General features: G+C 63.9%; 23 protein-coding genes. 6 read left to right on the top strand and 17 right to left on the bottom strand.

The window, feature by feature from the left end; all coding sequences use genetic code 11:
• Positions 1-8: 8 nt before the first annotated feature.
• The 5 genes from ASC83_RS16705 (at position 9) to sbmA (ending at position 8,270) form a co-directional block, all read left to right on the top strand.
• Positions 9-1,076: a CoA ester lyase gene (locus ASC83_RS16705; protein WP_056064885.1), complete on the top strand. Its 1,068-nt coding sequence runs from the start codon at positions 9-11 to the stop codon at positions 1,074-1,076.
• A gap of 32 nt (positions 1,077-1,108) precedes the next feature.
• Complete coding sequence (locus ASC83_RS16700) at positions 1,109-1,750, top strand: hypothetical protein (protein ID WP_056064883.1); 642 nt, start codon at positions 1,109-1,111, stop codon at positions 1,748-1,750.
• Between the two features lie 88 nt (positions 1,751-1,838).
• Positions 1,839-4,430, top strand: coding sequence for a bifunctional aconitate hydratase 2/2-methylisocitrate dehydratase (acnB, locus tag ASC83_RS16695; protein ID WP_056064880.1), 2,592 nt, complete (start codon positions 1,839-1,841; stop codon positions 4,428-4,430).
• A 144-nt stretch (positions 4,431-4,574) separates the two neighbouring features.
• Positions 4,575-7,130, top strand: a complete 2,556-nt coding sequence (locus ASC83_RS16690) for an ankyrin repeat domain-containing protein (RefSeq protein WP_056064878.1) — start codon at positions 4,575-4,577, stop codon at positions 7,128-7,130.
• Positions 7,131-7,280: 150 nt separating this feature from the next.
• On the top strand, positions 7,281-8,270 hold the full coding sequence (gene sbmA / locus ASC83_RS16685; RefSeq protein WP_056064875.1) for a peptide antibiotic transporter SbmA: 990 nt from the start codon (positions 7,281-7,283) through the stop codon (positions 8,268-8,270).
• Between the two features lie 103 nt (positions 8,271-8,373).
• Here the strand turns inward: sbmA and ASC83_RS16680 are convergent, their stop codons facing one another.
• The 7 genes from ASC83_RS16680 to cyoA are packed head-to-tail and all read right to left on the bottom strand — an operon-like array spanning position 8,374 to position 15,184.
• Complete coding sequence (locus ASC83_RS16680) at positions 8,374-8,919, bottom strand: response regulator transcription factor (protein ID WP_056064872.1); 546 nt, start codon at positions 8,917-8,919, stop codon at positions 8,374-8,376.
• 19 nt (positions 8,920-8,938) lie between these two features.
• Positions 8,939-10,270 carry an ATP-binding protein gene (locus tag ASC83_RS16675; protein ID WP_056064868.1) on the bottom strand — a complete coding sequence of 444 codons (1,332 nt, stop codon included), beginning with the start codon at positions 10,268-10,270 and terminating at the stop codon, positions 8,939-8,941.
• A complete protein-coding gene (locus tag ASC83_RS16670) occupies positions 10,245-11,063 on the bottom strand; it encodes an SURF1 family protein (RefSeq protein WP_056064865.1) in 819 nt (272 codons plus the stop codon). The genes ASC83_RS16675 and ASC83_RS16670 overlap by 26 nt, the downstream gene beginning before the upstream one ends.
• Positions 11,063-11,485 carry a cytochrome o ubiquinol oxidase subunit IV gene (gene cyoD / locus ASC83_RS16665; protein ID WP_056064862.1) on the bottom strand — a complete coding sequence of 141 codons (423 nt, stop codon included), beginning with the start codon at positions 11,483-11,485 and terminating at the stop codon, positions 11,063-11,065. Before cyoD ends, ASC83_RS16670 begins: the two co-directional genes overlap by 1 nt.
• Complete coding sequence (cyoC, locus tag ASC83_RS16660; RefSeq protein WP_015015041.1) at positions 11,486-12,121, bottom strand: cytochrome o ubiquinol oxidase subunit III; 636 nt, start codon at positions 12,119-12,121, stop codon at positions 11,486-11,488. It abuts the gene before it with no gap.
• A complete protein-coding gene (gene cyoB, locus ASC83_RS16655; protein WP_056064859.1) occupies positions 12,114-14,117 on the bottom strand; it encodes a cytochrome o ubiquinol oxidase subunit I in 2,004 nt (667 codons plus the stop codon). The genes cyoC and cyoB overlap by 8 nt, the downstream gene beginning before the upstream one ends.
• 8 nt (positions 14,118-14,125) lie before the next feature.
• Positions 14,126-15,184: a ubiquinol oxidase subunit II gene (gene cyoA, locus ASC83_RS16650; RefSeq protein ID WP_056064856.1), complete on the bottom strand. Its 1,059-nt coding sequence runs from the start codon at positions 15,182-15,184 to the stop codon at positions 14,126-14,128.
• A 260-nt stretch (positions 15,185-15,444) separates the two neighbouring features.
• Here cyoA and ASC83_RS16645 point away from each other — a divergent pair, with 260 nt between their 5' ends.
• Positions 15,445-16,785 (top strand): MFS transporter, encoded by a 1,341-nt coding sequence (locus ASC83_RS16645; protein WP_056065185.1) that lies wholly within the window; start codon positions 15,445-15,447, stop codon positions 16,783-16,785.
• A 118-nt stretch (positions 16,786-16,903) separates the two neighbouring features.
• Here ASC83_RS16645 and tolA read toward each other — a convergent pair whose 3' ends face one another.
• The 10 genes from tolA to ASC83_RS16595 all read right to left on the bottom strand — a co-directional run bounded on the left by tolA (position 16,904) and on the right by ASC83_RS16595 (position 24,101).
• Complete coding sequence (gene tolA, locus ASC83_RS16640; protein WP_056064853.1) at positions 16,904-17,863, bottom strand: cell envelope integrity protein TolA; 960 nt, start codon at positions 17,861-17,863, stop codon at positions 16,904-16,906.
• A 31-nt stretch (positions 17,864-17,894) separates the two neighbouring features.
• The gene (locus tag ASC83_RS16635) at positions 17,895-18,317 is read right to left on the bottom strand and encodes an ExbD/TolR family protein (protein ID WP_056064849.1); all 423 of its coding nucleotides are present in this window, start codon (positions 18,315-18,317) and stop codon (positions 17,895-17,897) included.
• 15 nt (positions 18,318-18,332) lie between these two features.
• A complete protein-coding gene (gene tolQ, locus ASC83_RS16630; RefSeq protein WP_015015035.1) occupies positions 18,333-19,046 on the bottom strand; it encodes a protein TolQ in 714 nt (237 codons plus the stop codon).
• Positions 19,043-19,462, bottom strand: coding sequence for a tol-pal system-associated acyl-CoA thioesterase (gene ybgC / locus ASC83_RS16625; RefSeq protein WP_056065182.1), 420 nt, complete (start codon positions 19,460-19,462; stop codon positions 19,043-19,045). Before ybgC ends, tolQ begins: the two co-directional genes overlap by 4 nt.
• Positions 19,463-19,482: 20 nt before the next feature.
• Positions 19,483-20,667: a pyridoxal phosphate-dependent aminotransferase gene (locus tag ASC83_RS16620; RefSeq protein ID WP_056064845.1), complete on the bottom strand. Its 1,185-nt coding sequence runs from the start codon at positions 20,665-20,667 to the stop codon at positions 19,483-19,485.
• A 119-nt stretch (positions 20,668-20,786) separates the two neighbouring features.
• On the bottom strand, positions 20,787-21,326 hold the full coding sequence (nusB, locus tag ASC83_RS16615; RefSeq protein ID WP_056064843.1) for a transcription antitermination factor NusB: 540 nt from the start codon (positions 21,324-21,326) through the stop codon (positions 20,787-20,789).
• Entirely contained in the window at positions 21,323-21,787 is a 465-nt protein-coding gene (gene ribH, locus ASC83_RS16610; protein WP_056064840.1) for a 6,7-dimethyl-8-ribityllumazine synthase, read from the bottom strand. The genes nusB and ribH overlap by 4 nt, the downstream gene beginning before the upstream one ends.
• A gap of 19 nt (positions 21,788-21,806) precedes the next feature.
• Positions 21,807-22,928, bottom strand: coding sequence for a bifunctional 3,4-dihydroxy-2-butanone-4-phosphate synthase/GTP cyclohydrolase II (ribBA, locus tag ASC83_RS16605; RefSeq protein ID WP_056064837.1), 1,122 nt, complete (start codon positions 22,926-22,928; stop codon positions 21,807-21,809).
• A gap of 225 nt (positions 22,929-23,153) precedes the next feature.
• Positions 23,154-23,450, bottom strand: coding sequence for a 2Fe-2S iron-sulfur cluster-binding protein (locus ASC83_RS16600; protein WP_056064834.1), 297 nt, complete (start codon positions 23,448-23,450; stop codon positions 23,154-23,156).
• A 12-nt stretch (positions 23,451-23,462) separates the two neighbouring features.
• Complete coding sequence (locus tag ASC83_RS16595) at positions 23,463-24,101, bottom strand: DUF938 domain-containing protein (RefSeq protein ID WP_056064829.1); 639 nt, start codon at positions 24,099-24,101, stop codon at positions 23,463-23,465.
• Positions 24,102-24,603 lie beyond the last annotated feature (502 nt).

Genomic DNA, 24,603 nt, shown 5'->3' with positions numbered 1-24,603 from the left:
ACGACGCGATGCAGCCGACGCCTTTGGCATCGGGCCTTCGGGCCGTCCAAGCCTCTGTATCGGGGCCGGGCGCTGCGTCCGTCCATCCGCGCGATGTGTTGCTCGGCGCCCAGGCGCAGACTGGTTTTCTGCCAGTCTGCGACCACTACAGCGGCGTGGAAGTGCGCATGCGCAAAAGCCTGCAATTGCAGGCAGAGATGACGCAGGAATTTGGCACCTGCGTCTTTGATGTCACTCTCGATTGTGAAGATGGTGCGCCTGTCGGGCTGGAGTCCCAGCATGCGTCGCTGGTGGCACGTATGGCAGCCGCTGCGGCTCCAGGGGCTCGGGTAGCGGCTCGTGTTCATGCGGTGGATCACCCCGCTTTTGTCAATGATGTCGCCACGATTGCGGGCGAGGCAGGACACAGGCTGTGCCATCTCATGGTGCCCAAGGTCGAGTCGGTGGATGATGTGCTGTTGGCTGAACGTGCGTTGGAGCGCGCGTCGGCGGCTCATGTGCCTCTGCATGTGTTGATCGAGTCCCCCGCTGCCGTGCAGCGCGCTTTTGAAATCGCTTCCCATCCCCGCGTCCAGAGCCTGAGTTTTGGCCTCATGGATTTTGTGTCCGCCCATGGAGGCGCCATTCCCGCACAGGCCATGACCTCTGCCGGGCAGTTCACGCACCCGCTGGTGGTGCGTGCCAAGCTCGAAATCGCCTCGGCGTGCCACGCGCATGGCAAGGTGCCTTCCCATTGCGTGGTGACTGAGTTTTCGGACATGGCAGCCCTACAAGGTGCTGCCGGCCGCGCATCGCGCGAGCTGGGCTACACACGGATGTGGAGCATCCATCCGGCGCAGATCCGCACCATCCTGCAGGCCTTTGCGCCCCTGCAGGACGATATCGACACCGCAGCCCGGATCATTTCGGCGGCAGCCTTGGAGGACTGGGCACCCATCAGTGTGGATGGGGTATTGCATGACCGTGCCAGCTACCGCTTTTATTGGCAGATTCTGGAGCGCGCCCACAGCACTGGGCGCGCACTACCCTTGGCGGTGCGTCACTGGTTTGACGCATCGACTCTCGTTCCATCGTGAACACCCCTGGACATTTCCACGCAGGACTTCCCATGAAATTCGTCATTGCCTCCGCTCTCATGTTGCTGGCTCCGGCCTTTGCCTTGGCACAAACAACAGCCCAGCCAGCGGCCAAGTCCGACACCAAGGCTGCAGCCAAACCCGCTGCCAAGCCAACCGCTAAGACGGCCGCCAAGCCAGCAGAGGGCAAGACCGCAGCCAAGGCTCCCGCCAAGAGCCATGCCACTGCCAAGGCCGAACCCACCAGCAGCCGTACCCAGCTCAAGAGCGCCACCAACCAGGTGGCGGCCGGCATCATCGCCGCTGAAGCAGCCCTGTCGCCCGCCGAACTGGCGATTGCAGAGCGCGTGCACGTTGGGCGCATGCCCTGTGAGCTCGGTGCTTTTGTCACTGTGACAGCCGATCCCGCCACCCCAGGCCACTTCCATGTGGAAGGCAAGGGTTTCAAGTACTACATGTCGCCGGTCGCGACGACCACGGGCACGGTGCGCCTGGAGGACGCCAAGGGTGGTGCCGTGTGGCTGCAGATCGCTAACAAATCCATGCTGATGAACCAGCGCGCTGGTCAGCGTCTGGCTGACGAGTGCATGAGCCCTGAGCAGGTGGTGGTGGCAGAAGCCATCAAGAAGAACCCGCCTGTGAGCGTGCTGGACCCGCTGCCCGCCACCAAATAAAAAACCGCGCGCACCCATCAACGACTGGTGTGTGCCGAGCCGAACGCTACACGCTACGCCCCACTTTAGAACGCAACTGGAGAAAACAATGTTGAAAGCCTACCGAGACCATGCTGCCGAACGCGCCGCACTGGGTATCCCCCCTCTGCCCCTGGACGCCAAGCAGGTGGCTGAGCTGATCGAATTGATCAAGAACCCACCCGCTGGTGAAGAGGCCTTTTTGCTGGACCTGCTCACCCATCGCGTGCCGCCTGGCGTGGACGACGCTGCCAAGGTCAAGGCCAGCTTCCTGGCTGCCGTGGCGCACGGCGACATCACCGTGGGTCTGATCTCCAAGGCCAAGGCCACGGAACTGCTGGGCACCATGGTGGGTGGCTACAACGTGCACCCGCTGATCGAGTTGCTGGACGATGCCGAAGTGGCAGGTGTGGCCGCAGAGGGTCTGAAGAAGACGCTGCTGATGTTCGACTTCTTCAATGACGTCGCTGTGAAAGCCAAGGCAGGCAACGCCAAGGCGCAGGAAGTCATCAAGAGCTGGGCCGATGCCGAGTGGTTCACCACCCGTCCTGAGGTCGAGAAGAAGATTACCGTCACGGTGTTCAAGGTGCCCGGTGAGACCAACACTGACGACCTGTCGCCCGCACCGGATGCCTGGAGCCGCCCAGACATCCCGCTGCACTACCTGGCCATGCTGAAGAACACCCGCCCTGATGCGGCGTTCAAGCCCGAAGAAGACGGCAAGCGTGGTCCGATGCAGTTCATCGAAGACCTCAAGAAGAAGGGCAACCTCGTGGCCTACGTGGGCGACGTGGTGGGCACCGGTTCCAGCCGCAAGTCTGCCACCAACAGCGTGATCTGGGCCACGGGCCAGGACATCCCATTTGTGCCTAACAAGCGTTTTGGCGGCGTGACCCTGGGCGGCAAGATCGCTCCCATCTTCTTCAACACGCAGGAGGACTCGGGCTCGCTGCCGATCGAAGTCGATGTGTCCAAGCTCGAAATGGGCGACGTGGTCGACATCCTGCCCTACGACGGCAGGATCGTGAAGAACGGCGCCACCGTGGCCGAGTTCAAGCTCAAGAGCGATGTGCTGTTTGACGAAGTGCGTGCGGGCGGCCGTATCAACCTCATCATTGGCCGTTCGCTGACGGCCAAGGCGCGCGAGTTCCTGGGCCTGCCAGCCTCCACGCTGTTCCGCCTGCCCCAAGCACCTGCCGCATCGAAGGCCGGCTTCACCCTCGCTCAGAAGATGGTTGGCCGCGCCGTGGGTCTGCCAGAAGGCCAGGGCGTGCGCCCCGGTACTTACTGCGAACCCAAGATGACGACCGTAGGCTCGCAAGACACCACCGGTCCGATGACCCGCGACGAGCTGAAAGACCTGGCTTGCCTGGGCTTCTCTGCCGACCTGGTCATGCAGTCGTTCTGCCACACGGCGGCCTACCCCAAGCCCGTGGACGTGAAGACCCACCGCGAACTGCCTGCGTTCATCAGCAACCGTGGTGGCGTGGCCCTGCGTCCTGGCGACGGCGTGATCCACAGCTGGCTCAACCGCCTGCTGCTGCCTGACACCGTGGGTACGGGCGGCGATTCACACACGCGTTTCCCCATCGGTATTTCGTTCCCCGCAGGCTCTGGCCTGGTGGCTTTCGGCGCTGCTACGGGCGTGATGCCTCTGGACATGCCCGAGTCGGTGCTGGTGCGCTTCAAGGGCGAAATGCAGCCGGGCGTGACGCTGCGCGACCTGGTGCACGCGATTCCGCTGTACGCGATCAAGGCTGGTCTGCTGACGGTGGCCAAGGCGGGCAAAAAGAACATCTTCTCGGGCCGCATTTTGGAAATCGAAGGCCTGCCCAACCTGAAGGTCGAGCAAGCGTTTGAGCTGTCGGACGCTTCGGCAGAGCGTTCCGCCGCCGGTTGCACCATCAAGCTCAACCCTGAGCCGGTCAAGGAATACCTCACCAGCAACGTGGTGCTGATGAAGAACATGATCGCTGACGGCTATGCCGATGCCCGCACGCTGCAGCGCCGCATAGAGAAGGTCGAAGCCTGGCTGGCCAACCCCAACCTGCTCGAAGCCGACAAGGATGCCGAATACGCAGCCGTCATCGAGATCGATCTGGCCGACATCAAGGAACCCATCCTGTGCTGCCCCAACGATCCGGACGACGCCAAAACCCTGTCGGAAGTGGCCGGCACCAAGATCGATGAAGCCTTCATCGGCTCTTGCATGACCAACATCGGCCACTTCCGCGCGGCCGCCAAGCTGCTCGGCGGTAGCCTTGACATCCCCGTCAAGCTGTGGGTGGCACCGCCCACCAAGATGGACGAGAGCGAACTGATCAAGGAAGGCCATTACGCCAACTTTGGTGCTGCCGGCGCCCGTACCGAAATGCCCGGCTGCTCGCTGTGCATGGGCAACCAGGCGCAGGTGCGCGAAGGCGCTACGGTGGTGTCCACCTCCACCCGCAACTTCCCCAACCGCCTGGGCAAGAACACCAACGTGTTCCTAGCCTCCGCCGAGCTGGCCGCCATCGCGTCCAAGCTGGGCAAGATCCCGACGGTGGCTGAATACCACGAAGCCATGGGTATCGTGAACAAGGACGGCGCTTCGATCTACAAGTACCTGAACTTCGACCAGATCGAAGAGTACGCAGAAACCGCCAAGGGCGTCACCGCCTGATCCTCGCGTTTTTTGCGCAACAGAAGCGGCCCTCAGGGGCCGCTTTTTTTTGGCCCACCTTGGGTGTCACACAAACGTCATTCATTCGTCACTATGCTGGAGCCCATAACAAGACATCCATAACAACAACAAAAGGAGGGAGCCATGGGCAACACGATGGGACGAGGGGTTTTGCTGGTTTTCTGCGCCATCTTTGCGGTGGTGTTCGGTGCCGGCGGGTATTGGGCAGGTTTGCGGCCCTTGGCTGAAACGGCGCTGGCAGCCTGGACCGTGCGCTCATGGCAGCCTGTGCCGGCCCAGGTACTGGATGTGCAACTGAAGCAGCACGCGGGCAGCGAGGGTGGCACCACCTACCAGGTGCTGGCCCGGTACCGCTACACCGTGGCGGGCCAAACGTACGAAGCGCAGCGCGTGGGGCTGGACCCGAACTCCAGTGCCGACAACGTCGGCGACTGGCAGGCGCAATGGCACCGCGCCCTGCGCCAAGCGCAGGAGCGGGGCGAATCCATCACCGCCTGGGTCAACCCCAAGGCCCCGGCCCAAGCCCTGCTGGACCGCAGCATCCGCTGGCGGCTGCAAATTTTTCGGCTGCCGTTTGCCCTGGTGTTCACCGGCGTCGGGGGGGCTGCTGCATGGATGTTTCTGCGCATCTTGAGGCGCCCCCAGGACGATGTGCCAGACCTGGAGCCAACGCATTCCCTGGCCAAGGGGCAGGGGGCGCTGTGGTTCTTCGCGGTATTCTGGTGTGGCATCGCTTTCCCTGTGGCCGCCTTGTTCTGGTCGGACGGCAAAGGGCCCTGGTGGGCCAAGGGTTTCATGGGCGTCTTTGTGGTGATCGGCGTGGGCCTGGTCGCTGCCGCCTGGCAGAACAGCCGCAAGGCCTGGCGCTACCAGGGGGTTGGTATGACGGCCCTGCCATCGCGGCCCACGGCGGGGCGATCGGTCGAAATCACGCTGGTGTTGCCTGCGCGGGCTGTGCAGCAAGCGGGGTCCGAAAACCTGCGCATGCAGCTGGCGCAATACCGTGTGGACGAATCCAGCTCCGGTTCGCCCGAGCGCCAGGTGGAGGTACTGAACGCCACGGCGCGGCACCAGTCGACGGGCGATGGCGGCATGCGACTGGTAGCGCGTTTTGAACTGCCTGATGACTCCCCCACCCATGGTTCGCGGCGCGGTGGCGAGCGGGTGGACTGGCGACTGGAACTGGTGCGCGCCGATGGTGCGCTGGAGCTGGCGTATGACCTGGCGGTCCAGGCCGCCACACCGTCCTGGGCTGAGGCCGCTTCGGTGCCGGACCGCTTTGACCGGCGGGCGCAGTGGACGCAGGAAGTCCCCATCGAGCAGGTCGTCTTGGGCCGCGATGCCGCCTCTCAGCCGTTGGATCTACCGGGCATGGGGAAGTCTGCTGAATCCCCAGGCTTTCTTCCCCCTGGCGTGCGTTTGACCGAGACGCCAGATGCCTGGTCCCTCGCGTTCACGCAGACCGCTTGGCGCTGGTCCGCGGCGGTGGCCCTGGCTTTGCTGGCGCTGGAGTGGTGGGTGAACGACCGCATCCAGCCCCGCGCCCTGGTGCTGCCGAGCGGCTTTTGGGGTTGGTTGGCTGTGTTGGTGCTGCCTGCCTGGGCCTTGCATGCCGCCACCCGGCGGTGGACGCTGCGGGTGCAGGACGATGGCCTGGTCGTGCGTCGCGGCTCTTGGGTTTGGTCTCGCGTGGCGACGTTGCCAGGCGAGTCCAGCCAGTCGCTGGTGCACAAGCTGCAGTTCACGGCGGGGACCCAGGCCTACCACGCGGTGCTGGGCAAGGATGCATCAGGGCATTCGCAAACGCTGACACCAGGGCTGAGCGGCACGGCTGCCGCGCAGGCCGTGGGCCAGGCCGTGGCACGTGCGTGGCTGGATCGTCGGGGGCGCTTCACGCCAGGGGCGCAGCGGCCCCAGGTGGCTGCCCATTCACGCCCAGCCTGGGGTGGTTGGGCATGGCTCTTGGCCTTTGGCTTGCTCGTGTGGTGGGCCCATGGCGGGCGTGCGGTGTGGGGGGCAGGTCGCAGCGCTGTACTGCAAGCCCCTGCGGCAGTGGCTTCATCGCGCATTTGGGCGCCTGCAGATGCCCGCCTGATGGACGCTCAGAACGCGGGCGATGCCAGCGCACTGGCGCAGGCCCTGCGCGATGGCGCCAACCCCAACCTGCTGGCAGACACCGGCTCCTCCGTGCTGATGCTGGCCGCCCACCGGGGGCAGTTGGCGCATGTGGAGGCGCTGCTGCAAGCCGGGGCCGAGCCCGATCTGCGGCAGACGGCCAAGGACAGCGAGCGCGGCGATACGGCCCTGCTGCGGGCCTTTTATGGCGGCCATCTGGCGGTGGCGCAACGCCTGGTGCAGGCGGGTGCCAGCCTGCAAGCCCGCAACCGCTGGGACTGGGGCCCCGTGCACATGGCCGCGCAAAGCGGCTGCGTGCCTTGCCTGGATTGGCTCAAAGAGCAAGGGCAATCGCTGACCGAACCCGCGCCCGCCAGCCGAGGCGAGACCCCCGCCATGCTGGCCGCAGCCAAAGGGCGGGTGGCCGTGCTGCGTTGGCTGGATGAGCAGGGAGTGGATCTTTCGCAGAAAGACCCGCACGGAAAGAGTGCGTTGGATTGGTCGCGCTGGGGTGGGCAGCAGGCGGCTCAGGAATGGCTGGAGCAAAGGGCCCGGCCGCGCTAGCCAGAGGCTGGCGCCGGGTCTGCGCGCGGTGCGAAGGCTGGTTGGCCGGTGTCTGCCCCGGCGGCAGGCGATCAGTGGCATTGTTTACTGCGGAACGATCATTGCGTGTGGCACTCAGAATTCGCAGAACCATTCCAACACGGCACTACGATGTTCAAGTCCTTCTTTTTCGCCCGCCGCTGGTGGGCCTGGTCCATCTTGGGTTCTCTCGTCATTCTTCTGGCCACGGCTTACCGTGTGCAGCTGGACGTGCAGATCAACGACTGGTTCGGCAGCTTTTACGATCTCATACAGGAGGCTCTGGGTAAGCCTGGCAGCATCACCGCAGAGCAGTTCTGGGGACAGCTTTCAACCTTCGCGCGCATTGCCATGATCTATGTGACGACGGCGGTGCTGGCGGATTTTTTCAGCAAACACTACATCTTTCGTTGGCGGCAGGCGATGAATGAGCATTACATGGCGGCCTGGCCACGCCTGCGGCACATCGAGGGTGCGGCACAGCGTGTGCAGGAGGACACCATGCGTTTCGCCCGCACGATGGAAGATCTGGGCCTGAGTTTCATGCGCAGCCTCATGACGCTCGGGGCCTTTCTGCCGGTGCTCTGGACGCTGTCCGACAAAGTCACTGCGCTGCCCTTGATCGGCGCCGTTCCGCATTCCCTGGTCTGGGTCGCACTGGCCTGGTCACTGGGGGGCACGCTGCTGCTGGCCTGCGTGGGTGTGAAGCTACCGGGGCTGGAGTTTCACAACCAGCGGGTGGAGGCGGCGTACCGCAAGGAGCTGGTGCTGGGCGAGGACGACCCGAACCGGGCTTCTCCGCCCACGGCGGCTGAGCTGTTCGCGGGTGTGCGCCGCAATTACTTCCGGCTGTTTTTCCACTACCTGTACTTCGATGTGGTGAAGTGGTCCTACCTGCAGGTGAGTGTGCTGGTGCCCCTGGTGGCGTTGGGCCCCACGCTGATCGCGGGGGTGATCACCCTGGGGGTGATGCAGCAGATTGCCCGGGCCTTTGACAAGGTGCTGGAGTCGTTCCAGTTTCTGGTGCTGAACTGGAGCACGGTGGTGGAACAGATATCGATCTACAAGCGTTTGCGCGCTTTCGAGCAGCAGATGCTGAAGGCGGTGCCTGAGGCTGCCTGAGTGCTGTTTGGGAGCCGAGGGAGCGCGTGACGGCTGTGCGGATTGCGCCCCTCGAGATGGATCGGCACCGAAACAGGGGAGGGTGAGTCCAAAGCCGTTGCGGCTAACGCACCTGTTTCTTTTCGAGCTTGCGTGTGAGGGTGCGGCGGTGCATACCCAGGCGCCGCGCGGCCTCTGACAGGTTGAAGCCTGTTTCAGCCAGCACCTCGTTGATGCGTTCCCATTCCAGCGTCTTGATGGAACTGGAACGGTTGGTCAGTTCCACCTCGGCATTGCCTTCCTTGAGCCCAAACGCCGCTTCAATGTCGTCGGTGTTGGAGGGCTTGGCGAGATAGTGGCACGCGCCCAGTTTCACGGCCTCCACGGCGGTGGCAATGCTGGCAAAACCCGTGAGCACCACGATCAGCATCTCGTCGTCAGCGGCGTGCAGTGTCTGCACACAGGCCAGGCCTGAGGCCTCTCCCTTGAGCTTGAGGTCCACCACCGCATACCCGGGCTGGTGCTGCTCCAGCAACACCTCTACGTCGGCCAGGCTCGCTGCCTGCAACACGCTGTAGCCACGCCGTTCAAACGAACGGGCCAGCGTGCGCGCAAAGGCTTCGTCGTCTTCGACGATCAGCAGCTGTCGTTGCGCTTCTTCAGTGTCCACGGTGGGTTCTTTCGTTCATTCATACCTTCGGGGGGAGCGCAATCGAGGCCAGGGGCAATTCGATGGTCACCTGTGCGCCCCCTTCGGGACGGTTGCGCGCCTCCACGCTGCCACCCAGGGTTCGGGCCACGTTCAGCACCAGATACAGCCCCAACCCTCCGCCAGGGCGGTTTTTGGAGGACTGGTAGGGCGTACCCAGTTTGGACAGCATGTCGGGCGCAAAGCCGGGGCCGGCATCGGTCACGGTCATGCACAAGGCGTCTGCATTGCGCGTAACCGCCAATCTCACCCAGCCTGGCGAGGCGTCGCGAGCATTGTCCAGCACATTGAAAACCATTTGCTTGAGGGTGGTGTCCGACACCATGGGGGTGTCGGTGCCGAAGTCGTTGTCGTAGTCAAACTGGGGGATCGTGCGGGTGCTGCGCCACTCCTGTGCCAGCGCATCGACAAACTTGCGCACAGTGGTCTGCACCGACGCCTCGCCGCGCGTTTCACCCGCCGAGAGCAGGATGCCGCTCACGATGCTTTTGCACCGTTGTACCTGGGTCTGCATCTCGGCAATGTCTTCCTTGAGCGCGGCGTTGCTGGCCAGCCGCTTGTCGTGTTGCCAGTCGCCCAGGATCACCGCAAGGGTGGACAGTGGGGTGCCCAGTTCGTGCGCAGCGCCGGACGCCAACAGGCCCATGCGCACGATGTGCTCTTCTTCCACGCGGCGCCGGCGTGCGGCCGCCAGGCGGGCATCGCGCTCGCGCAGGTTGCGGTTGATGCGGGTGATGAACACCATCACCAGCGTGGCGTTGAGCATAAAACACACCAGCAGCCCAAGCACATACAGGCTCGACAGGCCCTGGTGCAGATCCTGGGGCAGGGCCAGTGGCAGGTGGTGGTCTGCCAGCGCCGCAAAGCACAGGACGGTGATGATCACGATGGACCAGATGTAGGCACCGCGCAGCAGCACGGCGCCAAGCGTGATCTGCAACAGGTACAAAAACACGAAGGGGTTGCTGGTGCCACCGCTCAGGTACAGCTGCACCGTGAGCACCGCCACGTCGATCAGCAGCGCCAGAAACAGCTCCACATTGCGCACCGCGCGGCCCGTGCGCAGGCGCAGCAGGCTCACCACGTTGAAGACCGCCAGGCAGCCGACCACGAGCAGCATCTCCTGCAGCGGCAGCTTCAAGCCCAGGCTGTAGTGCGCCATCTCGATGGTGAACACCTGGCCCACCACTGCAATCCAGCGCAGCTCGATCAGTTGCTGGAGGTTCTTGATCCCGGCGGCGGCGTCGGCGGAACGTGCATTGCGCGGCGCAGTGGCCAGCGCAGGGTCAGGGCGTTGTGGGAGGGTGTTCATCGTTGGTCGGTAGGCGGCTGGTGGCCCGTGCGCCCAGGCGGCGCTCATAGCGTGCCACATACCAGCCGGCAACGACAACCATGAGCGCAAGACCATACCAGGTCAGGGCGTACACCAGGTGGCTGTTGTGGAACCGGATGACGGTCAGGCCAGCGCGGGGCCAGCCGGAGGCGGCTGAAGAAGCCGCTGCGGTACCCGGAAGTCCGGCGTCCACAAAAAATGGAGCCGCCCGGGTCAGACCCAGCGCGCTGCTGATGGCCGCCACGTCGCGCGAGTACCAGCGCTGTTGCGCCGGGTCGTTGGTGCGCAGAAAGCCGCCGCCCGGCTCTGGCATGCGCAACAGCCCCTGGACGGTGGCCGTACCATCGGCGGGTGGCTGGGCCTCCAGCCATTGGGCGCGTTGCTCCTGGGGCACAAAGCCCCGGTTCACCAGCACCTGGGTACCGTCATCCCGTTGCAGGGCCGTCATCACCCAGAACCCCGCGCCCAGCTCGGTGACCGCCTGCGTCAGCACCGTTTTGCCGGGCAGCCAGTGGCCCTGAAAGACCACCGGCAGGTACTCATGCTGTGCGGCACGGATGTCAGACCATTGCTCCACAGGGGGCAGTGCGGCTGGTGCGGCGTGCACCCGTTGGTCTACTCTTTCGATGAGGTCCAGCTTCCAGGCACGGCGCTGGACCTGCCAGGTGCCCAGCGACACAAAGCCCAGGAACAGGGCCATGCCCAGCACCAGCAGGACTGCGTGGCGCAACCCCCGGCGCGGCAGTGCCATGGTGGTGGGGGCTGCAGGCATCAGGGCGTGGAGTGTCCTGGCGCCTCGTGCGTGGGCGGCGTGGGCGTGGGGTGCTCGGGCATCATGTTGGCGTTCATGTGGAACATCACCCACAAGGTTCCCGCGATGGCGATGGCCACGAACACCACGGTGAAGATGGTGGACAGCAGCGTCCAGCCGCCTTCGATCTTGCCGTTCATGTGCAGGAAGAACACCATGTGCACCAGGATCTGGATCACGGCGAAGCCGCCCAGCACCAGCACAGCCGTGTTGCGGTCCGCAATCACCTTGGCCATCACCAGCCAGAAGGGAATGGCCGTGAGGATGACGGACAGCACAAACCCCATCACATAGCCCGAAAAGGTGCTGTGGGGGCCTGCGTCGTGGTGGTGATCGTCATGCCCATGCGCATCGTGCGCGTGTGTTGCGTGTTGTGCGCTCATTTACAGCACCCCCATCAGGTACACAAAGGTGAAAACGCCGATCCAGACCACGTCCAAGAAGTGCCAGAACATGGACAGGCACATCAGGCGGCGGTTGTTCTCGGGGATCAGGCCATGCTTGCCAATCTGGACCATCAGCACCACCAGCCAGATCAGGCCGAAGGTGACGTGCAGGCCGTGGGTACCCACCAGCGTGAAGAACGCCGACAGGAAGGCACTGCGCTGCGGGCCTGCGCCCTCGTGCAGCAGGTGGGAGAACTCATACAGCTCCAGGCCCAGGAAGCACAGGCCAAACACGCCCGTGACCGCCAGCCACAGCAGCGTGCCCTTCACGTCGCCCAGCTGCTTGCGCAGCATGGCAAAACCGAAGGTGATGGACGACAGCAGCAGAAAGGCGGTATTGATGGCCACCAGGGTCAGGTCGAACAGCTGCGCGCCGGTGGGGCCTGCGGCATAGCTGCGGCCCAGCACGCCGTAAGTGGCGAACAGCGCTGCAAAGATGAGACAGTCGCTCATCAGGTACAGCCAGAAACCCAGGGCCGTGCCGTTTTCAGGATGGGGCTCGTGCGCGAGGTGGTACTCACGCGGGGCCAGGGCGCCTGCTGCGGCGCCAGCGTGGATGCGGATATCAGACATGGCGGGCCAGTTGGAGTGTGCGGGCTTCTTCGGTGGAGATCACTTCGGATGCCGGGATGTAGAAGTCACGCTTGTAGTTGAACGTGTGGATGATGGCGGCCAGAACGACGGCCGCAAACGAGACGCCCGCCAGCAGCCACATGTGCCAGATCAGTGCAAAGCCGAACACCAGCGACAGCCCTGAGATCACCACGCCGGCGCCAGTGTTGGCAGGCATGTGGATGGGCTGGAAGCCCGCCAGAGGACGCTTGTATCCGTGCTTCTTCATGTCCCACCACGCGTCGATCTCGTGCACCACGGGGGTGAAGGCGAAGTTGTAGTTGGGTGGAGGCGAAGAGGTGGCCCATTCCAGCGTGCGGCCGTCCCAGGGGTCGCCCGTCCAGTCGCGCAGTTGTTCGCGCTTGAGGAAGCTGACCACCAGCTGGATCAGGAAGCAGCCAATGCCGGCGGCAATCATGGCCGCGCCGATGGCAGCGATGACGAACCAGATCTGCAGCGACTGGTCTTCGAAGTGGTTGGCACGACGGGTAACACCCATCAGGCCCAGCACATACAGCGGCGTGAACGCCACCCAGAAGCCCACCAGCCACAGCCAGAAGGAGCGCACGCCCCAGGTGCGGTCCAGCTTGTAGCCAAACGCCTTGGGGTACCAGTAGTTGATGCCGGCAAACATGGCAAACACCACGCCGCCGATGATCACGTTGTGGAAGTGGGCGATCAGGAACAGGCTGTTGTGCAGCACGAAGTCGGCAGGGGGCACGGCCAGCAGCACGCCGGTCATGCCGCCGATGGCGAACGTGACCATGAACGCCACGGTCCACATCATGGGCAGCTCGAAGCGGATGCGGCCCTTGTACATGGTGAACAGCCAGTTGAAGATCTTCGCGCCCGTGGGGATCGAGATGATCATCGTCGTGATACCGAAGAAGGTGTTCACGCTGGCACCCGAACCCATGGTGAAGAAGTGGTGCAGCCACACCAGGTACGACAGGATGGTGATACACACCGTGGCATACACCATGGACGTGTAGCCGAACAGGCGCTTTTTGCTGAACGTGGCGACCACTTCGGAGAACACACCGAACGCGGGCAGCACCAGGATGTACACCTCAGGGTGGCCCCAGATCCAGATCAGGTTCACGTAGAGCATGGGGTTGCCGCCCAGCTCGTTGGTGAAGAAGTTGGTGCCGACATAGCGGTCCAGCGACATCAGCACCAGCGCGGCCGTGAGCACTGGGAACGACGCAACGATCAGTGCGTTGGTGCAAAGGGCAGTCCAGGTGAACACGGGCATCTTCATCAGGCTCATGCCCGGCGCGCGCATCTTGATGATGGTCACGATCAGGTTGATGCCCGAGAGCGTTGTGCCCACCCCCGCGATCTGCAGCGCCCAGATGTAGTAGTCCAGGCCGGTGCTGGGGCTCTGCGCCCCCAGGTTGGACAGTGCCAGCCAGCCGGAGGTGGAGAACTCGCCCAGGAACAGCGACACCATCACCAGCACGGCGCCGGCTGTGGTCATCCAGAAGCTGAAGTTGTTCAGGAACGGGAACGACACGTCGCGCGCGCCGATCTGCAGCGGCACCAGGTAGTTCATCAGGCCGGTGACCAGCGGCATCGCCACGAAGAAGATCATGATCACGCCGTGGGCGGTGAAGATCTGGTCGTAGTGGTGCGGAGGCAGGTAACCCATGTTGTCGCCAAAGGCCATGGCCTGCTGCAGGCGCATCATCACGGCGTCGGCAAAGCCGCGCAGCAGCATCACCAAGCCCAGGATCATGTACATGATGCCGATGCGTTTGTGGTCAATGCTGCAGATCCAGTCGCGCCACAGGGGGCCCCACAGGCGGAACTTGGTGATGCCGGCCAGAACGACCAGACCGCCCAACACCACGGCAATGAAGGTGGCCAGCACGATGGGCTCATGCGCCATCGGTACGGCGTCCCAGCTCAGGCGGCCCAGCGCCCAGTGGGATGGAGAAAGGGTTTCGGAGGACATAGGAGTGCTTATTGACGGATGCTGGCGCCAGTCGTTGGTGCCGGTGCGTTGCGGGTTTCGAGTGCGGCCACCACCTGGGCGGCGTTTTGCACGGTGCAGACGTCCTGGGGCAGGTTCAGCCCTGCAGCGCGCATGTAAGCGTCGCCACCCAGGGCATCGATGGCCATCATGTGGTGCATGCACATCTTTCCGTCTTCGACGCAGCGGTTGAGCACCTTGTCGTACAGGCCTTCTTCCACCGAGGCAAAGCGCTGCACCGGATCACGTTCGCTGGGCTTGACCAGGTTCAGGTAGGTGCCCTTGTCCAGGGGCTTGCCTTCGGTCTTGGCTTTTTGCACCCACTGGGCAAAGTCCTCGTTGCTCAGGCCATGGAACTTGAACGTCATGCCCGAGAAACCCGCGCCGCTGTAGTGCGACGACATGCCCTTGAACACGCCAGGCTTGTTGATCACGGCGTTCAGCTCGGTCTGCATGCCTGGCATGGCGTAGATCATGCCGGCCAGGTCTGGCACGTAGAACGCGTTCATGGTGGACGTGGCCGTCAGCTTGAACAGGATCGGGCGGTCCACCGGGGCCGCCACTTCATTCACGGTGGCGATGCCTTGCTCGGGGTAGAAGAACAGCCACTTCCAGTCCATGGCCACTACCTGCACTTCAAGCGGCTTCACATCGGCGGAGACGGCGCGCTGCGCGTCGATGCGGTCCAGGGGACGGTAGGGGTCGAGCTTATGGGTGCCGATCCAGGTGATGGCGCCCAGCGCAATGATGATCAGCAGCGGCACGGTCCAGATCACCAGCTCCAGCGTGGTGGAGTGGTGCCATTCCGGGTCGTACTCGGCCTCGGTGTTGCCCTGGCGGTATTTCCAGGCAAACAGCAGGGTGAGCGCGATCACGGGCACGATGATGATCAGCATCAGCAGCGTGGCGGTGATGACCATCTGGCCCTGCTGGGCAGCGACGTCACCGGCAGGGTTGAGCACGACAGCCTTGCTGCAGCCTGCCAGGCTACCCAGCGCTGTCAGGGCGAGCAGCCAGGTGGGCCCACGAAGTTGGGGAAGTTTGAGCATGTGTAGAGCGCGATCAATGCGTTTCAGGGTAAACGCGGATAACGGGATGTGTGCGAATGTACTAGCGCTAGCTTTTTTGTCGATTGGACATTTTGTCCAAGGTCAAACGCGCGGGCAGTAGTTGCACCAAGTTGGTGCAATTGGAGCGTTGAAGGACATTTCCTGCAGCCGGCATAGTGAAACCGCACTTGTGGCCCACAGAAGTTGCGTGTAGAACGGAACGGTCTGAGTTAGCTACACAACGTCAAGGAGCCATGTTCATGAGCAGCCCCGCCACTGCCACTTACCCTGCGGCCGGTTTTCACGAAAGCGCCGCCTCTCTCTCGCGGGCTGATACGCATGAAGACGTCACCCCCAGCGAAATCGCTGTGGGCGTGATCATCGGACGCTCGTCCGAGTATTTCGACTTCTTCGTTTTCGGGATCGCCTGCGTTCTTGTCTTCCCGTCCTTCCTGTTTCCCTTCCTGTCGCGCCTGGACGGCACGCTGATGGCCTTTGCGTTGCTGGCCGTTGCCTTCGTTGTCCGCCCTGTGGGTACCGCCATCTCCATGGCCATCCAGCGGCGCTGGGGGCGGGGCACCAAGCTGACCATTGCGCTGTTCGTGCTGGGCGTCTGCACGGTGGGCATGGCCTTTTTGCCTGGCTACAAGGATGTGGGCACTACAGCCATCGTGGCGTTGCTGATCCTGCGTGTGGGCCAGGGCCTGGCGCTGGGCGGTTCGTGGGACGGCTTGCCGTCGCTGTTGGCCATGTCGGCCCCCAAAGAGCGCCGGGGCTGGTACGCCATGATCGGCCAGCTGGGCGCGCCGCTGGGCTTTGTGCTGGCTGCGGGCCTGTTTGCCTACCTGTACAGCAGCCTCACGGTGCAAGAGTTTCTGGCCTGGGGCTGGCGTTATCCGTTTTTTGTGGCCTTTGCCGTGAACGTGGTGGCCCTGTTTGCCCGCCTGCGTCTGGTGGTTGGGCAGTCGTACTCCGAACTGCTCAAGGACCGCGAGTTGCAGCCCGTGCCGGTGAGCCGCGTCATGCGTGATGAAGGCAGCAACGTGTTGTTGGGCGCCTTTGCGGCGCTGGCCAGCTTCGCACTGTTCCACCTCGTCACGGTTTTCCCGCTGTCGTGGATCACGCTGTACTCCGACCAGCCTGTCACCCAGATCCTGGGCGTGCAGATCGTCGGCGCATTCCTCGCGGCGGGCGCCATCATGGTGTCGGGCTGGCTGTCGGACCACCTGGGCCGCCGCAAGCTGCTTGGCGGCATGGCCGTGCTGATTGGCGTGTTCAGCTTCATGGCGCCGGTGTTGCTCAACACCGGCGAGGTGGGGAGCACCATGTTCCTGCTGCTGGGCTTTGTGCTGCTCGGCCTGTCGTACGGCCAGGCATCGGGCACCGTCACGGCCAATTTCTCGCCCCAGTACCGCTACACCGGCGCCGCCCTGTCGGCCGACCTGGCCTGGATCATTGGTGCAGCCTTCGCACCGCTGGTGGCCCTGTATCTGTCGTCGCAGTTCGGTCTGCTGGCAGTGACGGTGTACCTGCTGTCGGGTGTGGCCTGCACGCTGGGCGCGCTGAACCTGAACCGCCGCATGGAGCGGCGCGACCGCTGATGCACAACGGTGGTTGGCTATTGAATGTATAGCTTGCGGCGCATGTTCCACTAGCGCTACAGGCGTAAAAGACCAAAAAAAGCGCCCGGTTTTGCCGGGCGCTTTATTTTTATGGAGCTTAGTCCTTGGGCCGGAAGACCATAGGGAATTGGGGTGGTACCCGACCATCCGTGTCCTTTGGTAGGCGCTCTGTCTTGTCTAGGGCACGTAGAACAGCTTCATCCCAGGCTCTTACTCCGCTGGATTTCAACAAGCGCCGGGAAGTTATCGTACCGTCAGGGGCTGCGCGAACTTCCACTTCAGCTGAAGGATTGCCTGCAACATTTTCCGTGAAGACGATGTTCGGCTTGACCGCCGCAGCAACCCGACCGCCGTAGCTGGCAGACGGTCCCGAACTGTTTAGGGCTGTCCCAGTGGCCGTTTCACCACCAGTAGCATTAGCTAAGCCCTGCATACGCCGGATATTTGCTTGGTGGCGGGCATCTGCTTCCTTGGCTTCGCGTGCAGCTTCCTCGGCCTTTCGTCGCTTGTCTTCCGCCAGCTTCTTCTGCTTGTCCTGCTCGGCCTTTTTCTGTTCGGCCAGCTGCTTTTCGCGCTGTTCCTTTTCTTTGTCGCGTTCTTTTTGCAGGCGCTCTTTTTTCTCCTGCTCCAGGCGGTCGCGGCGTTCTTCTTCCTTGCGCTCACGCTCGCGCTTTTCGCGCAGCTGCTGTTGCTCGCGGGCTTTCTTTTCCTGCTCCAGGCGCTTCTTCTCGCGCTCGATGGCGATGTCCGCCTCCCGTGTGTCGGGCGGCTCGGCCGCACGCACGGGGGGGGCAGGGGGCGGGGGAGGGGTGACCTGCTGCACAGGCGGTGGTGGCGGGGGCGGTGGGGGCTCCACAGCGCGCGGCGCAGCCTGGGTGGGCACGGCGGCCCACAACTCAGCTTCTACGGCGGGCTGGTCGGCCGTGTTCTTCCAGTTCACACCCCAGGTCAACGCGCCGATCAGCACTGCATGCACCAGCACCGCCAGCGTGATGGCGCGCAGGCGCGCCGGTGGACGGGGCGGGGCAAACTGGTCGCGGTCGGTGTGGGCGTGCATGGGCGTCTGAGCGGTGCCGGGCGGGTTCGGTTCAACCGCCTTGCTTGACCGACAGGCCTACGCGTTGGACGCCTGCCTTTTGCAGGGCGTCCATCGCCTTCACCACGGTTTCGTACTGCACGCCCTTGTCGGCGCTGATGACCACGGCGCTCTCGGGCCCCTGGCCCTTTTGCCAGCGGCTGGCTGCATCGCCAATCTCCCGCTGGTTCAGGCTGCGCGTGGCTTCGGGGGTCTTGAACTGCAGCGTGCCGTCCTTGTTGACGATGACCTGGGCCACCACCTTGGGCATGTTCTTGCTCTTGCCCACGCTGGGCACATCGACCACGCCGGGTGTGAGCATGGGCGCCGTCACCATGAAGATGATGAGCAGCACCAGCATGACGTCAATGAACGGGACCATGTTGATCTCGTTGATGGTGCGGCGGCCTCGGCCGCGGGATGCCATGGCGGGCATGGGGTGCCTCCCGGATCAGTGGCCCGAGGCCGTGTGGCCTGTGGACGCGGGCTGGGCGCCCAGGTTGCGCTGCAGGATGTTGGAGAACTCTTCGATGAAGGTCTCCTGGTGCGTGGCCACGCGGTCGATGTCGCGCGCAAAGCGGTTGTAGGCGATCACGGCCGGGATGGCCGAGAACAGGCCGATAGCGGTGGCGACCAGCGCCTCGGCGATGCCTGGGGCCACGGTAGCGAGCGTGACCTGTTCCATGCCCGCAAAGCCGGTGAAGGCGTGCATGATGCCCCACACGGTGCCGAACAGGCCCACATACGGCGATACGGAGCCGACCGATGCCAGGAAGGAAAGGCTGGACTCGACCACATCCATCTCACGCTGGAAGCTCGCACGCATGGCGCGGCGCGCGCCGTCCAGCAAGGTGCCCGGGTCGGTGATGCGGCGCTCGCGCAGTTTCTGGTACTCACGCATGCCGCTGGCAAAAATGCGTTCCATGGGGCCTGCCTGCTTGGCGTTCTGGGCGGCAGCGGCGTACAGGTCGTTCAGGCTGGTGCCCGACCAGAACTCGCGCTCGAAATCCTCGTTCAGTGTCTTCACGCGCTTCAAGGCAAACAGCTTGCGGAAGATGGCGGCCCAGCTGGCCACCGACACGCCCAGCAGCAGCAGCATCACGAGTTGCACCACCCAGCTGGCGTGCAGCACCAGGGAGATGATGGACATGTTTTGGGAATTCATGGTGTGAGTTGTTCCAGGAGGGTGCTTGGAATTCTGGCGGGGCGCAGGGTGGCGGCATCCACCCATCCGATGCGGATGGTGCCTTCGGTCAGCAAGGTCGGGGGCTGGTCGGTCATCTGCTCTGGTTTCAGGAGCGCCTGCTGCACTATTGTCAACGATGCGCGGCCACTGCTTTGCAGGGCGGCGGTAACAATCAGTTCATCGTCCAGCCGTGCGGGGCGGTGGTAGCGCAGCTGCGCGTCGGTTACGACAAACATGCCGCCGGTTTGTTCCCGCAACTGCTGTTGGCCCACACCCAACGAGCGCAGCCACTCGGTGCGCGCGCGCTCGAAGAACTTGAGGTAGTTGGCGTAGAACACGATGCCACCGGCATCGGTGTCTTCCCAGTAAATCCGGATCGGAAATTCAAACGCCATCGTGGGGTCGCTCGCCTTGGTCATCCGAGCAGCTTGCGCAGCCGCTCCACGGACTCCTGCAGTTGCGCCATGGAGTTGGCGGTCGAGAAGCGGATAAACCGCTCGGGCTCGGCCGTGCCAAAGTCGCGCCCCGGTGTCACGGCAATGTGCGCGCGGCGCATGAGCTCAAACGCAAAGTCCCAGCTACCGGTCACGCCCAGGTGCCGCGCGGCCTGCGTGCAGTCGGCCCAGGCATAGAAGGCGCCATCAGGCATCACGGGCACATTCAGACCCAGCGACTGCAGCGCGGGGATGAAGAAGTCGCGCCGCGCCTTGAACTCGGCACGGCGGCGTTCGTATTCGGTAATGCTCTCGGCCTCGAAGCAGGCCAGCGCTGCATGCTGCGACACGGTGCTGGCGCAGATGAACAGGTTCTGCGCCAGGCGCTCGACCACCGGCACCATGGCCTCGGGCACCACCATCCAGCCAAGGCGCCAGCCGGTCATGTTGAAGTATTTGCTGAAGCTGTTGATGCTGATGATGTTGTCGTCGATGGCGAGTGCGGTGTGGCCAAACTCTTCCTCGTACGACAGGCCCAGGTAGATCTCGTCGATCATCGTGATGCCGTCGTGCGACCGCACCACGTCATGGATGCGGCGCAGCTCGTCGGGCGCTATCGAGGTGCCGGTGGGGTTGGACGGCGAGGCCAGCAGCACGCCGCGCGTTTTTTCATTCCATGCCGCACGCACCTTGTCGGCACTCAGCTGGTAGCGCTCTGCCGCCGTGGTGGGCAGCAGCACGGCCTTGCCTTCTGCGGCGCTCACAAAGTGGCGGTTGCAGGGGTAGCTCGGGTCGGGCATCAAAATTTCGTCGCCCGACTCGATGAGGGCCAGGCACGCCAACTGCAGCGCGGCCGATGCACCGGCGGTGACCACAATGCGGCGCGCAGGCACGTTGACGCCAAAGCGGCTCTGGTACCAGCCGCTGATGCGCTCGCGCAGCGCATCCAGCCCCAGCGCGTTGGTGTACTGCGTGGCTCCGTTGTGCACGGCGCGGGCTGCGGCTTCCTGCACCAGGGGCGGGGCGGTGAAGTCGGGCTCGCCGATGTTCAAGAAGATCATCGGTTCGCGCGTGCCCGCCACCTCGCGGGCCAGGGCCTGCGCGGCCTTGGCGACCTCCATCACATAGAACGGTTCAATGCGCTCGGCGCGCGTGGAAAACTTCATGGAATGGCATCCTGCCCCGACCGGGCCCCTTGCGGACGTGGTGGCGTGAGGGCGTAGAAAGAAAAGAAACCAAGCCGCCCCGGTTCAACGGGCAGGGCGGCAGCGGGGCGGTGGCAGGGTCAGGCAGCGCCCGCGCCTGCGGCCTTGTCGGCCGCCACTTCCACGGCGCGCAGTTGGGGGGCCAGGCCGTTGAGCACGGCGTTCACGTACTTGTGGCCGTCCGTGCCGCCAAATTCCTTGGCGAGTTCGATGCATTCGTTGAGCACCACGCGCCAGGGCACATCCAGGCAGTTCTGGAACTCGTACACGCCGATCCACATGGTGGCGTGTTCGATGGGCGAGATCTCGGCCATCTTGCGGTCCAGCAACGGGGTGATCAATGCGTCCATGCTGGCGGCATGCTCGATGCAGCCATGCAGCAGCGCGTCGTAGTGCGCCGAGTCAGCCTTGTGGAAGCCTGCCAGGTCGCGCGTGAACGCATCGATGGCAGTAGCGTCGTTGCCGCCCACCAGGTGCTGATACAGCGCCTGCAGTGCGAATTCGCGTGCACGGCTACGGTTGGACTTGGAGGCGGCCTTGCGGGTGCCCGTGCTTTTGAGGCCGGTGCGGGTTTGCTTTGGCGGACGTGCCGACGATGGCGTAGGGGTGTTTTCGCTCATGACAGTTCGTCCAGCAGGTTGGCCATTTCCACCGCCACGCGGGCTGCGTCCACGCCCTTGTCGGTCTGGCGGGCGATGGCCTGTTCCATGTTCTCGGTGGTGATGATGGCGTTGGCAATCGGGATCTGGTAGTCCAGCGACAGGCGCGTCACGCCCGCGCCGGATTCGTTGGCCACCAGCTCGAAGTGGTAGGTCTCGCCGCGGATGATGCAGCCCAGTGCGATCAGCGCGTCGTACTCGTCGCTCTCGGCCATGGCCTGCAGGGCCACGGGCACTTCGAGCGCGCCGGGCACCAGCACATGCTTGATGTGCTTTTCCTGCACGCCCAGGGCCAGCAGCTCTGCGCGGCAGGCAGCAGCCAGGGTGTTGGTGATGCTCTCGTTGAAACGGGCCTGCACGATGCCGATGTGCAGCTTCTTGCCGTCCAGTTTGTCTGCGGTGCCTTTGTCTGCGCCAAACATAGTGATCCTGTTCCTGTCTTTATTCTTTGGGGATGAAGCCGGTGATTTCGAGGCCGTAGCCTGTCATGCTGGGCATGCGGCGCGGCTGGCCCATCAGGGCCATCTTGTGCACGCCGCATTCGCGCAGGATCTGCGCGCCCACGCCGTAGGTACGCAGATCCATGCGGCCGCGCTCGGGCGCCTGGGCGGAGCGGGCGGTGCCTTCAAACTGCGCCAGCAGCTGGGAGGCGCTTTCGCCACAATTGAGCAGCACGGCCACGCCCTTGCCTTGTTTGGCCAGGTATTGCAGGCTGGTGTCCAGGCCCCAGGAGTGCATGGAGCGGTTGACTTCGAGCGCATCGAACACCGACAGCGGCTCGTGCACACGCACCGGCACCACGTCGTCGGCGCTCCATTGGCCCTTGACCAGTGCCAGGTGCACGGCCTGGCTGGGCTTGTCGCGGAAGGCGTGGGCGGTGAACTCGCCATACGCCGTCTGCAGTGTGCGCGTGCCGACCTTTTCGACCAGCGACTCGTTGCGGCTGCGGTATTCGATGAGGTCCGCGATGGTGCCGATCTTGAGGCCATGCTCGGCCGCGAACAGCTGCAGATCGGGCAGGCGGGCCATGGTGCCGTCGTCCTTCATGATCTCGCAGATCACCGATGCGGGGCTACAGCCCGCCATGGCGGCCAGGTCGCAACCGGCTTCGGTATGGCCTGCGCGCATCAGCACGCCGCCGTCCACTGCCTGCAGCGGGAAGATGTGGCCGGGCTGCACCAGGTCGCTGGGCTGGCTGTTGCGGTCCACCGCCACCTGCACGGTGCGGGCGCGGTCGGCGGCCGAGATGCCGGTGGTCACGCCCTCGGCGGCTTCGATGGAGACGGTGAACGCCGTGCTGTACACCGTGCCGTTGCGCGCTGCCATGGGCGGCAGCTTGAGGAACTCGCAGCGGTCGCGGCTCAATGTCAGGCAGATCAGGCCCCGGCCGAAGCGGGCCATGAAGTTGATGGCCTCGGGCGTGACATGGTCGGCGGCCAGGACGAGGTCGCCTTCGTTTTCGCGGTCTTCTTCATCCACCAGGATGACGATGCGCCCGGCGCGCATCTCGGCCACGATGTCCTCGACGGGCGAGATCGGCACGGGGGTGAGGGGGGTGTTCATGGAAGGTCGGGGCTTTCTGTGGAGCCTCTGGCGGTTGCCAGCTGGCGGTGTGCTGCAGCACAGGTCCCCGTGGCCGAAGGCAACTGTGGTGCCTCCAAGAAACCGCCCCAAAGAACATGCGATGCGGCGCTGCCGCACGTCAAAGGGGCATCGTGCCCCCAAAGCCCTGGATTTTAGTGCACCGGGGCCTGCTTGGTGTTTGAATGGCGCGGTGCCTGACGCAGATCAGATGGCGCTGCCCTGCAGCACCACGTCCGACGTGGGGTAGGCCACGCAGGGCAACACGCAACCTTCTTCCTTTTCTTCCGCCGTGAGGCCTGGCCATTCGATGGCGTAGCGCACCGTGCCTTCGACCAGCTGGCCCAGGCAGGTGCGGCAGGTGCCGTTGCGGCAGGAGCTGGGCCAATCGATGCCGCCTTGCTCCATGGACAGCAGCAGCGGCTGCTCGGGCCAGGCGTCGCACTGGGTGCCATCGGGCTCGACCTTGGCGATGAAGAAGGGAGCGGCGGTGGGTGTCGTCATGGACGTGTCTCTTCAGGGTTGGTGGGCGGCGTGGGTCCACACCAGCAGCAGGTTGTTGGCGGGCATCGCGTGCCGCGCTGCCAGTTGCAGGTCGGCCTGGGCGGCCACCGCCATCACGTCTTCGATGCGGCGGATGCCCCAGGCGGTGTCCTGCGCGCGCAGGCTGGCGTCAAAGGCCAGGTTGCCGGGGGCAGTGGGCACGCCGTCTTCCAGGTAGGGGCCGTAGGTGACCAGGTGGCCGTCAGGCGCCAGGTGGCGGGCGGCGCCCTGCATCAGCCCGGTGCAGCAGGCCCAGGGGGCGATGTGCAGCATGTTGGCGCAATAGACCACGTCGAACGACGCGGCGCCGAATGCCGGGCCGTCGCTGGGCCACTGGTCGTGCAGCACGTCCAGCCGCCGGGGCGCCTGCACGTTGCGGGCACCGGCCTGCGCGGCCCAGCCGGTGATGGAGGCGAAATGGGTGTCCTGCAGGTCGGTGGGCTGCCAGGTCCAGCCGGGCAGGGCGGCTGCAAAGTGCGCGGCATGCTGGCCGGTGCCACTGGCAATCTCCAACGCGGCGCCGGTGTTGGGCAGCAACGCCAGCAGCTGCGCCAGGATGGGTCCCTGGTTGCGCTCTGCGGCGGGACTGTGCTGAAGGTACGTGGTGGACACTGGTAGATGGAGTGTTTTTGGCCGCTAGCGCAAGTGGATCATGCGCTGGCAGCTATGAAATAAAGAGCGGCCAACCAAGAGCCGACGTGCACTGTACCGCAGACGATTTACCCATCTGTGCTGCCTGTTTTTTCAGCGGCACAAGAAGTTGCCTTGTAAATCAATGACTTAAGACTGTCATACAAGGCTTGTTCACAGTTATCCACAAGATTGTCCAGTGCGGGCAGGGATAACCGGGGGGTTGGATGCCTGTGAAGGGGCATCGGCCGCACGTGGCAAAGGAGGTTCTGCAATTGCCTGTTTTTTGAGCGATGCAAGGATATTCCTTGCAAATCAACCACTTAAACGTGCCATACAAGGCTTGTCCAAGGTTATCCACACCATTGTCCAGTGTGCGCCGGGATAACCCATGCCATGATTTACCGGGTTGCCTAAAAATAAGGCAATGCAGTGCATTTCCTTGCAAATCAAGCACTTGGCGTTGTCATACAGGACTTGCCAA

This window comes from Acidovorax sp. Root402, assembly GCF_001425125.1.
Lineage (GTDB): Bacteria > Pseudomonadota > Gammaproteobacteria > Burkholderiales > Burkholderiaceae_C > Acidovorax > Acidovorax delafieldii.
This window is presented reverse-complemented; position numbering and strand designations above follow the sequence as displayed.